General features: G+C 61.3%; 10 protein-coding genes. 9 read left to right on the top strand and 1 reads right to left on the bottom strand.

Features of this window, described 5'->3' with window-relative positions; all coding sequences use genetic code 11:
- Positions 1-498 precede the first annotated feature (498 nt).
- The 9 genes from nagA to NUW23_01730 all read left to right on the top strand — a co-directional run bounded on the left by nagA (position 499) and on the right by NUW23_01730 (position 9,084).
- Complete coding sequence (gene nagA / locus NUW23_01770; protein ID MCR4424907.1) at positions 499-1,671, top strand: N-acetylglucosamine-6-phosphate deacetylase; 1,173 nt, start codon at positions 499-501, stop codon at positions 1,669-1,671.
- A 101-nt stretch (positions 1,672-1,772) separates the two neighbouring features.
- Positions 1,773-2,882, top strand: a complete 1,110-nt coding sequence (locus NUW23_01765) for a putative sulfate/molybdate transporter (protein ID MCR4424906.1) — start codon at positions 1,773-1,775, stop codon at positions 2,880-2,882.
- Between the two features lie 177 nt (positions 2,883-3,059).
- The gene (locus tag NUW23_01760) at positions 3,060-3,653 is read left to right on the top strand and encodes a UbiX family flavin prenyltransferase (GenBank protein MCR4424905.1); all 594 of its coding nucleotides are present in this window, start codon (positions 3,060-3,062) and stop codon (positions 3,651-3,653) included.
- Between the two features lie 115 nt (positions 3,654-3,768).
- Positions 3,769-4,725, top strand: coding sequence for a carbamate kinase (arcC, locus tag NUW23_01755; protein ID MCR4424904.1), 957 nt, complete (start codon positions 3,769-3,771; stop codon positions 4,723-4,725).
- A 149-nt stretch (positions 4,726-4,874) separates the two neighbouring features.
- On the top strand, positions 4,875-5,795 hold the full coding sequence (locus tag NUW23_01750) for a DUF4129 domain-containing protein (GenBank protein ID MCR4424903.1): 921 nt from the start codon (positions 4,875-4,877) through the stop codon (positions 5,793-5,795).
- Positions 5,785-6,258 carry a hypothetical protein gene (locus NUW23_01745; protein MCR4424902.1) on the top strand — a complete coding sequence of 158 codons (474 nt, stop codon included), beginning with the start codon at positions 5,785-5,787 and terminating at the stop codon, positions 6,256-6,258. Before NUW23_01750 ends, NUW23_01745 begins: the two co-directional genes overlap by 11 nt.
- A complete protein-coding gene (locus tag NUW23_01740; GenBank protein ID MCR4424901.1) occupies positions 6,255-7,226 on the top strand; it encodes a MoxR family ATPase in 972 nt (323 codons plus the stop codon). The genes NUW23_01745 and NUW23_01740 overlap by 4 nt, the downstream gene beginning before the upstream one ends.
- 1 nt (position 7,227) lies before the next feature.
- On the top strand, positions 7,228-8,520 hold the full coding sequence (locus tag NUW23_01735; GenBank protein ID MCR4424900.1) for a DUF58 domain-containing protein: 1,293 nt from the start codon (positions 7,228-7,230) through the stop codon (positions 8,518-8,520).
- A gap of 15 nt (positions 8,521-8,535) precedes the next feature.
- Positions 8,536-9,084 carry a hypothetical protein gene (locus tag NUW23_01730; GenBank protein ID MCR4424899.1) on the top strand — a complete coding sequence of 183 codons (549 nt, stop codon included), beginning with the start codon at positions 8,536-8,538 and terminating at the stop codon, positions 9,082-9,084.
- 113 nt (positions 9,085-9,197) lie between these two features.
- On the opposite strand, the gene NUW23_01725 is transcribed toward NUW23_01730, so the two are convergent.
- On the bottom strand, positions 9,198-10,937 hold the full coding sequence (locus NUW23_01725) for a C69 family dipeptidase (protein MCR4424898.1): 1,740 nt from the start codon (positions 10,935-10,937) through the stop codon (positions 9,198-9,200).
- Between the last annotated feature and the right edge of the window lie 296 nt (positions 10,938-11,233).

Here is an 11,233-nt window from a genome sequence, read left to right as displayed (position 1 = left end):
ACCGGCGGTTCGCGCCCCGTGAGAACCGGCGGGTCTCCCAGCGCCGACGTATCCAGGCTGAACCGGGACTTGCCATACTTGAGATGGACGTGCATGGGTCGGTTCCTCCTCCGTGCGCGGGTCTTCCGACCGGTCGCGCGAATCACCCCCAACGCAATAGCAACGACCATGCCAGACAAGACATGTGACGCCCCCGCGGCCCATTCAACTCCGTGCCGGGCGGGCCGCTCCCGTTCTGGTGGCCGGGGGGGCAACTGCCGTGGATCCTCCGCGTGCTTCATTGATGCAACACGCATGTTGCCAGGGTGCAACTTCCGCGGCAGGCGCGAGATTGTTCCACACAGATCGCAGATCTCCTGCGCTCCCAGAACTCCAATCTGTGTGCAATTGGCTCCACTTCGACGCATGGTGGAGGAACATCGTGCCCGCCCGGCGAAACTTGCGCCTGGAGTGCTTCACACAGCATAAGCACGTAGCGGCATGGGGAGGCGGAGGCAAGTGGATCAGAGGATCCTCATCTCGTCTGGGCGCGTAGTGACCCCACATGTCATCTTCGATCCGGGTTCCATCCTGATCCAGGGGACCAGAATCCACAAGGTTGGACCGGACTCCATCCTGAGGGGGCAACAGGCGCATACAGTGATTGACGCATCTGGATGCACAGTGGTCCCCGGGTTCATAGATCTTCACGTGCACGGGGGCGGCGGCGCCGACGCGATGGACGCTTCACCTGAGGCCATCGCACAGATGGGTGAGTTCCACGTGAAACACGGAACCACGGGATTTGTGCCAACCGTGATGTCCTCACCGAAGGAGGAGATGCTTGCGGCCACCCGAGCCATTGCCCGCGCTTCCTGGACTTCGTGGGAGAACAGTGCCCAGGTTCTCGGGGTCAACCTCGAAGGGCCTTTCCTGAGCCTGGAGCGTAAAGGTGCGCAACCCCCTGAAGGAATCCAGGCCCCTGACCGTGGCACTCTTCAGTCGCTTCTCGAGGCAGGCCAAGGGCTCGTCAGAATCTGTTCGGTCGCACCTGAAGCAGATGGCGTTCTCGACCTCATCTCGCTCCTCGCCAGCCTGAACGTCGTGGTCGCCGCCGGCCATTCCGACGCCACTTTCGTCCAGATGGAGGCGGGAGTGTCTCGAGGCCTATCCCACGTGACCCACACCTTCAACGCCATGCGAGGTCTCCACCACAGAGAGCCCGGAGTCGTTGGAGCGGCTCTCGTCATGGATGGGCTCACCTGCGAAGTGGTTGCTGACGGCCTGCATGTCCACCCGGCAATGGTATCTCTTCTCGCCAGAGTGAAAGGGAATATGAGAACGATACTCATCACGGACGCGATGCGCGCGGCCGGGCTCCCTGACGGCGAGTACGATCTCGCCGGGCAACATGTGACAGTCGCGGACGGCCAAGCCCGCCTAGACTCTGGCGTGCTCGCAGGCAGTACCCTCACAATGGGCCAGGCCTTCAGGAACATGGTGAACCTCGTTGGGGTGTCAGTTCAGGACGCTGCGTGCATGGCGTCGACCGCCCCAGCCGCAGTGATCGGGCTTTCCAGCAGGAAAGGGCGGCTCGAGGCCGGGATGGACGGGGATGTCGTCGTGCTGGACAGCGAACTCGAAGTCAGGAACGTGATTGTTGCGGGCAGGGTCGTCTACAGCCGCGAATAGCGCCCCGGGGCATGGGGGCGAGCCCGGAGGATAGAGGAAGCCCCGGCGTATGCAGGCGTGCCGGACGTTGGGACAGACCGCGCCTCGGGGGGGATGAACCCATGAGGATAAAGGACTTCGAGTTCAGCCTAAGGGAGCTTGCAGGATCCATGGGGGACTTCGGTACCCTCTTCCCCCTGGCAGTCGGCTACATAGCCATCTGCGGCATGAACCCGGCCGGGCTCCTTGTGATGATGGGGCTGACCAATATCGTCACAGGTATAGTGTACCATCTTCCAATGCCTCTGGAGCCCATGAAGATCCTCGCCGTCATGGCCATCGCCAAAAAGTGGCCTCCTTCCCTAGTATACGCCTCTGCCTTCGGGACAGGGGTGGTCTGGCTCGTTCTCGGCCTCAGCGGGGCCATCGACAGGATCGCGGTCCTCACCCCCAAGCCGGTGACGCGCGGCGTTCAGGCGGCCTTGGGATTGCTCCTCGCCTACCAGGGGCTCAGGATGGCATCGACGGGGTGGGGCCTTGCTGCCACCTCCGTCGCCATCATCATCCTCTTCAGGCAGAACAGGTACGCCCCCGCGGCCATACTCCTCATGGCTCTGGGCCTTCTCGTGGTTTGGGCGAAGGGTGAGCTTGGGCCGTCCGTCCGCCTGGGCTTCACACCGCCTCCACTCACTTCGTTCAGCCCTCGGCAGGTCTGGGATGCGATGGTGCTCGCAGGGTTCGCCCAAGTCCCTCTAACACTGACCAATGCAGTGATAGCAGCCTCCGCCCTCATCAGCCGGTACTTCCCCGGTAAGCCCGTGAGTGAGCGTCGACTTGCGCTGAACATGGGTGTAATGAACGTGGTGGTTCCGTTCTTCGGCGGGATGCCGATGTGCCACGGTGCCGGCGGGCTTGCCGGGCAGTACTTCTTCGGCGCTCGCACGGGTGGGACCAATATCATCGAGGGCCTGATAGAGATATCTTTGGGGCTCTTCCTCGCAGGATCGATCCAGCAGCTTTTCGTGGTGTTCCCGGAGAGTGTCATCGGGACAATGATGTTCATGGTGGGACTGGAGATGTCCAAGTTCGCGGCGGAGGTTCGTGGGTGGGACCTGCTTCCGATGGGTATTACCATAGCCCTGGCTCTCACCACCAACATGGCCCTTGGCTTCGCTGCCGGTATTGCGGCCCAGCAGACTCTCCGGCGTCTCGAGGCCCGCGCCAGGGCCTGACGTCTGAGTTGGCGCTCAGTCCCCCTACGCCATGAACTCAGCAGGTGCGTCCCCCGCGAGTCCGGGGCCGACCGGGCCATCAAAGACCCGGCAGTCCACGGTTGCCACCGGGGTTTCTGTGCGCTATATTTGGCTTGCGTTCCTCACACGATGTAGCGCTGGAGGGTTGAGGTCTGGATGAGGCTCGTTGTGGGCATGTCGGGTGCATCCGGAGCGATCTACGGGGTCAGGCTCCTGGAGGTCCTGAGATCACTCCGGGTAGAGACACATCTGGTAATGAGCGAATGGGCGGAGACTATTGTGGAGGATGAGACCGGGCACACGGCGGCCAGCGTGAGGAGTATCGCAGATCACTCCTACGGGCCTTACGATCTTCTTTCGGCCGTGGCAAGCGGGTCCTTTCTCACAGATGGGATGATAGTGGCCCCATGCAGCATGAAAACTCTGGCCGGCATAGCATCTGGGTACACGGATAACCTCCTGCTTCGGGCGGCTGATGTCAGCCTGAAGGAACGGCGGAAGCTCGTCCTCCTCACACGAGAGAGCCCTCTCGGCCTTATCCACCTGGAGAACATGATCCGGGTCACTCGAGCGGGTGGGATCATAGTCCCTCCTGTCCCATCTTTCTACACTCAGCCCACAAGTGTTTCGGACATCGTCGACCAGACGGTGGGCCGGGTTCTGGACCTGTTTGGGCTGACCCGCCATGGGCTAGTACAGAGGTGGGGCGAGGATCTGGCGCATGGCACTGATTGCTCTGAACCCCAATAAGAAAAGGAAACCCGGGCTGCATCCCGAATTCAGACCGCGCAAAGCGTTTCCATGAGAGCAGAATTGTCTTCGCCGCGCCCAAGCGCGTAGGCACGCCAGGAGGAGTGGTTGCGGGTTGGACAACAACAAGACCATCGTGGTGGCCCTCGGCGGCAACGCCATTCTTCAGCCGGGCCAGAAGGGCACGGCCCAGGAGCAGCTCAAGAACGTTGATGATACCGCGGCCCAGGTGGCCCAGTTGATCGCCGCGGGGTACCGGGTAGTCCTGACCCACGGGAACGGCCCGCAGGTCGGGGCCCTGTTGATCCAGCATGAGGCCGGGTCTGCGCAAGTGCCGGCGCTGCCTCTGGATGTATGCGGGGCACAGTCACAGGGCCAGATCGGGTACATGCTGCAGCAGTGCCTCGGCAAGAGACTGGCCGAGCTCGGCATCGCAAAACCCGTGGTCACAGTCGTCACCCAGATGCTCGTGAGCCTGGACGACCCTGCCTTCCAGAAGCCGAACAAGCCTGTGGGCCCGTTCTACTCCGAAGAGATCGCCCGCAGGCGCATGGCCGCCACCGGCGAGGTGTGGGTGGATGACGCCGGCCGGGGTTGGAGACGGGTGGTTGCGTCGCCGGATCCCATAAGCATCGTGGAGAGAGGAGCCATCCTCGCCCTGATCGAATCTGGCGCTGTGGTCATAGCCAACGGTGGCGGCGGCATACCCGTGGTGAAAAGAGACGGCTACTACGCTGGTGTGGAAGCAGTGATCGACAAGGACCTCGGTGCTGAACGCTTGGCGATGGATGTCAATGCGGACGTTCTTCTCATCCTCACAGACGTGCCCCGCGTCGCGCTCAACTACAAGCAGCCGAACCAGGTGGACCTGGATGCGATGACTTTGGAGGATGTGACCAGGTACCATAAGGAAGGTCAGTTCAAAGCGGGTAGCATGGGGCCGAAGGTGGAGGCGTGCAGGAGGTTCGTCGAGGCAGGGGGCGAAGTCGCCATCATAGCCTCCCTCGCGAACGCCATAGACGCCCTGGCAGGTACAGCGGGCACGAGGGTCATCTCCGGCAAGCGGGGGTGAGTTGTGCTATACTTGGAGAGTAGATCTGCACGCGATGGAGCTCGCTTCCGCCGCTGCACGCAGCTGATGGCTCCTACCGGGACCACGGTCCCACGTAGGGGCTTTTGCTCTGTAGAACCGAGGTGGTCAGCATCCCTTCCGCGAGGTTGGTGAGAGTACTCGGTTTCCTCATCCTTCTGATGTGTCTGGGCACCATGTTCGTCTTGGGCCTGGCAAGCACCTGGCCCGAGGGGCCTGATTCTTTCCAACGCGGCCCCGGTCGCGCCGTCGACCCCAGCGATGTTCTGGTCTACATCTTCGCAGGGCTTGTTGCCCTGGGCACTGTCATGCTCGCACTCGGTCTGGCCTGGGTCATGGCGAGCCGGAGGAAGAGGAAGAAAGACGAAGACGAGCGCGTCCAAGAGTCTCCCAAGGTCCCTGTCTGGCAGGGGATCGCCGCGGTTGCCCTCATGTGCCTCGCGGCGGCGGCCATACTCATCCCCGTGATATCTTCGCTCAAGAGCGGCGAAGTTCCGACCTCTCTGCCCGGCCTCGAGATCTCGCCGGGAGATGTACCAGAGTACGAGCCTGGGCAACGCGGTCCGGTCTATACTGACCCGCGCATCCGAGGCTCTGCCTGGGATTGGTGGTTCTTGATCCTAGTCGGTGCCGCGATCGTTGCTTCGCTGGTCTACGCAGGGCTTCTGATTGCAGGGCGGCGCACTCGCGAAGAAGGGGTGCCCGCTTCAGCGGAACCGTCGGAATCTATCCCGAACATGGCCTCTGAGTTCGCCGAAATTGCCCTGGCCGAGCTTGAGCGCGAACCCGATACCAGGCTTGCTGTGATCAGATGCTACGAGCAGTTTCTTCTGCTTGCCGAGAAGCTGGGCTTCCCGGCGCAGCCCCACTACACGCCCGAGGAGTATGTTGCCAAAGCCCTCGCGCTGTTCCCAATTCCGTCTGCAGTTCTCTGGAGCCTCACCGAGCTGTTCGAGAGGGCGAGGTTCAGCGAGCATCGGATGTCGGCCGAGGATCGCGCGGCCGCCATATCTGCCCTGGCCGAGATAAGGAGTGTCTGCCGTGGATCGTGAACGCCGCCCTGCTGACCTTTCCCAAACCCACCCACGGGTCCCGTGGCTTACTGCAGTCGCTGTGTCGGCTGGCCTCGGCCTTATTGCCTTCCTCGCATTCGTCCGGATTCCCGAGCAGTGGAGTTCCGCAGTTGCCCGCACGGCAGCAGTATTCTGCTTCTCCGCATTGTACTTCGAAGCGCGCTCCCACGCGAGCGCGGCAGTCCACCCGGATAGTTGGTTACGGACACATCACTCGAGGGTCAGCACAGTAAGGCTCCAGGTCACCCGGGAGTTCGACGACCTTCGCCGGAAGGTCGAGATATCCAGGCAGAATTACGACTACTTCCTCTCGACCATATACCTGCGGAAGGCACCTGCAGTGGTGCTCGAGGAAGTGCGCCGGAACGCCGACGCGTGGAAGCGCGGGGTGCCGGATGGAGAGATCTTGAGAATCATCGAATGGATGGAGGACCTCGTATGACTTCAGTTGACTTCGGATGGGTCCGCGGCAAGTGCCGTGAGATCGTGGAAGCCGTCAGCCGCGCAGTCGTGGGCAAAGATGATGTACTCGAGTCGGCCCTCATGGGGATAGTGGCCAACGGGCACCTACTCCTTGAGGATGTCCCTGGGGTCGCCAAGACCCTTGCAGCTGAGAGCTTCGCACGTGTCCTGGACCTGGAGTTCAGGCGGATCCAGTTCGTTCCTGACCTCCTGCCCGGCGACGTCACGGGCGGGTTTGTCTACAGCCCTCGTCGGGAGACTTTCGAGTTCAGGCCCGGACCCATCTTTGCGAATCTCGTGCTCGCGGACGAAGTGAACCGCGGCACTCCCAAGACCCAGTCGGCACTTCTCGAGGCGATGCAGGAGCGGCACGTGACCGTGGAGGGGCAGTGCTTCCCGTTGACACTTCCCTTTCTCGTGATCGCCACTCAGAACCCCATTGAGTTCGAAGGCACCTACCCTCTTCCCGAGGCTCAGGTGGACAGGTTCATCGCCCGTCTGCGCATCGGTTACCCCTCACCCGAGGCCGAGCGGAACATGCTCAACCGCCGGCAAGAGCGCAAGAGCGACGATTTGGACCTCGCCCCGGTGGTCACCAAGGACGAGCTGCTCCGGATCCAGGCTGCGGTCGAGAACGTATACGTCAGCCCAGATGTCGAGGAGTACATCGTCCGTATCGTCTGGGAGACTCGGAACGATCGACGCCTGCAACTCGGCGCGTCACCCCGCGGCAGCCTGGCTGTCTTCAAGCTCGCCCGCGCAAGGGCTGCCATCCGTGGTCGGGACTTCGTCACGCCCGAAGACGTGAAGGCCGTGGCGGTGCCTGCTCTAGCCCACAGACTCCTGCTCCGCACGGAACTCTGGGTGGACCGGGTGCCCAACGAAGAGATCCTGAACGACATTCTGACAATCGTGCCAACTCCAAAGGTTGCCCAGGGAGGAGAGTAGGGTGCAAGATCGTAAGGGCCTCACCTCCAAGTACCTGGCCTACATCACGCTCGCCGGGGTCTCTATCCTAGCATGTGTGGTCACAGGCAGGCTCGAATTCGTGCTCGTCGGACTTCCTTTCGTGGTGGCCCTCGGGCTCCGCGTCCTAGAACGTATGGAGCCGGACTACTCCGTTGAGCTTGAACCTGTGCGGAGTCGGTGGTTTGAGGGAGAGACCGCTATTGTCCGCGCCAGAGTGTCCACCCGCACTCACCTACCCCTTCTTGAGGTCAACCACGTAGTCCTGCATGGTGCCGACGAACCCCGCACCGCCGAGCGCATTGTGGTGTCCATGAACACCGGCGACGTGCGGGACTTGACGTTCGAGATGGCTCTTCCATCACGTGGTGCGTATATCTTAGGCCAGCTGGAATGCAGGGTACTGTCTGGAGCGGGGCTCGTGTGGAGCGGGTACCGCTCAGTCCCCGGAACTCAGATATTCGTCTACCCCGAGGTCCGGGAGGTCAGGTTCTCGCGGGGGTCCGCCCGCCGCACCCGGTTGTACAATGGGGACTACACCTCCCGAACACCCGGTGAGGGGATCGACCTTTCGGGCGTCCGCGAGTACGCGTCGGGCGACGCGACCAGGCAAGTCAACTGGCGTGTATCATCTCGTTGGGCGAGTCTGTTCGTAAACGAGCGGCTCCAAGAGCGGAACATGGATGTGGTGATACTCGTGGATTCCCTACGTGACGTGGGCCCCGCGGCCTACACCGCCCTCGACTCCGCCGCCAGGGCTGCAGCTAGCATCGCCCTTCACTATCTCAAGCGGAAAGACCGAGTTGGGTTCATTGAGTACGGCGGGACTATGGCATGGACTACGCCCCAGGCAGGCAAGAGGCAGTTCTACGTGATTCTCGAGAGGCTCGCGCGGATGCGGGTCTTCGAGAGCTACGCGTTTCGGGAGATCGGGGCGATCCCAAAGAGAGTCCTGCCTCCCGGCGCCCTGGTGATCGCCTTCACGCCTCTTCTCGATTCCAGGTCTGTCCAGATGCTCCAGGACCTTGCGGCCCGCGGTTTCGATCCGGTTGTTGTCTATGTCTCTGCAGTCACCCACGCTGAAAGCCTCATAGGGCTATCCCCTGCCGAACAGGTGGCCAAGCGGTGGTGGGCCATGGAACAACGTGCGAAGATTGTGGGCCTGCTCAGAGTGGGCCTCTCCGTCGTAGAGTGGGACGGGGCCGGACCCATTGACTCGTGCCTTGGGCCTCTTCTGAGCCGGGGTACCCAGCGTGTGCAGCAAGTTGGGTTTTAGGGGGAGGGCGTCTGGTTGAACCCGTTTCTTTGGATATCCACAGCGCTTTCCATTACGTTAGCGGCCAGAGCTGCTCATGTTGCCGGGGCGGGGTTCATGGCCCCCGGGCAGGCGTTCCTGGCCATCGCGGGGATCGCGGCCTTCGCGGCCTTGCTAGGCGCTCTGCGCCGGTCCAGTTCCCTCTTTACGATCTCATGGGGGTTAAGTCTGGCGATGTGGGGCGCCGGGCTGGTCTACCGAGGAGGCCCACCTGCTCTCTTGGAGTCGGCGCTTATGGGCATTGGACTCCTGGTCCTCGTTGACTGCACCCACTTGGGCCTCGCGATCCCTCCGGGCACGCCGGCCCGGGAATTCGCCGGCGCCGCCGCCCGCCTCCTCACCCGTGCCGCGCCGGCCGCGGTCGTGTCCGCCCTCTTCGCGCTCGGGTTCAGCGCGCTTGGCCCGAAGGTGGGCCTCTCCGCCTGGGCACTCTTCTGGATGATGGTGACGTGTGCCGCAGCCGTGGGGCTATCCTTGCTCTGGTTCACCGGCATCATGCTTTTCGGCGGCAACGGCCGGGGGTAGAGAAAGGGCTGCCCCAGGCGTGATTCTGCGACAGCCCTTACTCGATTCCTGTCATGTTGCCCGCATTTGGGTGTGATCAGGTCTTTCTCGCAGATGGGAACGGGTTCCACTGTCTACTGCTGTCTCACCTGTTTCTGCCACTCCAGAGCCTTCTGAATCCACCAGTCTGCGTCCTGCATCTTGGGGGATTGGGCTATGGTCGGCTCCCAGATGAGTCTGTTGTGGTACTTCCAGATCAGGTGTCCGGCGAAGTCCCAGTGTTGTTTCACAGCGGCTTCAGCGAACTGATTGGACCACTGTGTCAAGAACTTCCTCGCTGCAACTGGATCAGACTCATAGAGACTGAGTGCGACTTTGTCTATTGCCGGCACAAGTGAGAAAGTCTGGCCCTCTATCTTGTTCTGGAATTCCACTACGTCCTTGATTATGTAGTTGTACATTACATCCCCGAAGGTATTGACGAAGACAGCCGCCCAACCGGCAGTCTTGCCCCACTCAAAGCCGTACTTGAACCGCATGTGGTTGTTCCCCTCGCTGTACTCCTTGCTCAGTTCGGTTATTCCGATGTAGAAGGGAACGCGCACAGCGGCCTTAGGAGGACCTGGTGCCCACCACACGATCCCACCGATCTCGTTGGGCAGCCAGCCCCGCATCTGGCAGATCTCGGTGAACTGACTTGAGTCTGCCTGTATTCCCCTGGCCTCCTGCACCCTTTCGTCTCCTACCCTGAAGGAAGAACCCTGGGTGCGGTGCCAGGTGCCAAACGGGCCGGCCAGGGGGCCTCTGGTCAGGTCATATTCAGTGCCTTCGTACACGTCGCGTACGAACACATTCAGATCTGCCACTGAGATTTTCTTCTCAGCCTTCACCGAGAATGGATACTGGTAGTACTCGCCTTCAGGTCCCTTGTAGGCCAACGCCTCCTCCCCGCGGGGAAGCTTGACATGGGGAGCTATGAGGCTGTAGCCGCGCCAGTGGCGTTGCAGCGTCCCCAGGCCTTCCACAGTCCCCTTGTAGGCCTGAGCGAAATTGAAAGGCTTTCCACTGTCCGGATCCCACCAGCCGTTCTTGATGGCTAGCGTCTTCACGTTGCTCGATGCCATGAAATAGTCTGGGTTGTCCAGATCAAGCTCAGTGATGACAAATCCATTGCAGCCTACTGCCACATGGTCATCAGGCACCCTCTGCGCGGCCCACACGGCGCCTGGTTCTCCGGAGTCGGGCTCCCAAGGTCCAACTTGCACCATGTGAAGCTGCCATATCTCGTTAGGATCAGCTATGATCAAGTTCTTCCCCGCCGAGTACTCACTTCCAAACCCATACTTTTCGGCCAGTTCTGTGATGACTTTGATAGCCTCTCGTGCAGTCTTGGCCCGCTCCATGGCGACGAACGACAGAGTGGTCATCTTGAGCTTACCATCAGCCACTCCATCTTCTCCCTGTCGCAGCTCTGGCCGAGGGTAGATGGTATACATGCCCATGGATACCTGGTGCTCATTCATGACCCCGAAAAGGCTTCTCATGTATGCATACGTGTGAGGCACTTCTGGGATCTCCACACCAGTGTACTGAGTTTCGGCATCAATTGGATTGCCGTGCAGATCGAAGTTGCGCAGCCACTGGGGATAGTCCACCAACTTCTTGATAGTTCCCGGCGGGTGATCCTTGGCGGGAACATAAACCAAATCAAAGTCGTAGCTGGTAGTGTCTTGTTGAATCGTGATCATCGTGCTGCCGTCCACTGAAGCGTCCTTGCCGACCATGAAACCTGTGCATGCATGAACTACAGGGGCTGACACAACCAGGACGAGTATGGCCAACATCCATGCCCAAAGCGCCTTTGCCTTGTACACTTGCCATTCCTCCCTTTCTGTCTCATTCCTGAGCGTTCGCGCGCTCTCAAGTTGCATTGGCCGTGGGCCGGGGCCGCCCGGCTCCTGGGTGGCCCCGGCCATAGAATGCGGAGGATACAACGAAAACACACGGGCGGGCTACGATACTCCAATCAACTCTTGCGGTAAGCGAAGTGTCCCGGTGGCTACCACCTCCTCGTCAGAACAGGGGTCCCGTGTCCTCCGGAAGGGAGAAGGGGGCGTACGCTTACGGCCCCCTTCTCCGAGGCCTAGCTGCGAAAACGCCTCGTCGGCGG

The sequence above is a fragment of the Bacillota bacterium genome, from assembly GCA_024655925.1.
GTDB lineage: Bacteria > Bacillota > DTU025 > DTU025 > JANLFS01 > JANLFS01.
The sequence above is the reverse complement of the archived record's forward strand: the minus strand, read 5'-3'. Positions and strand labels throughout refer to the sequence as shown.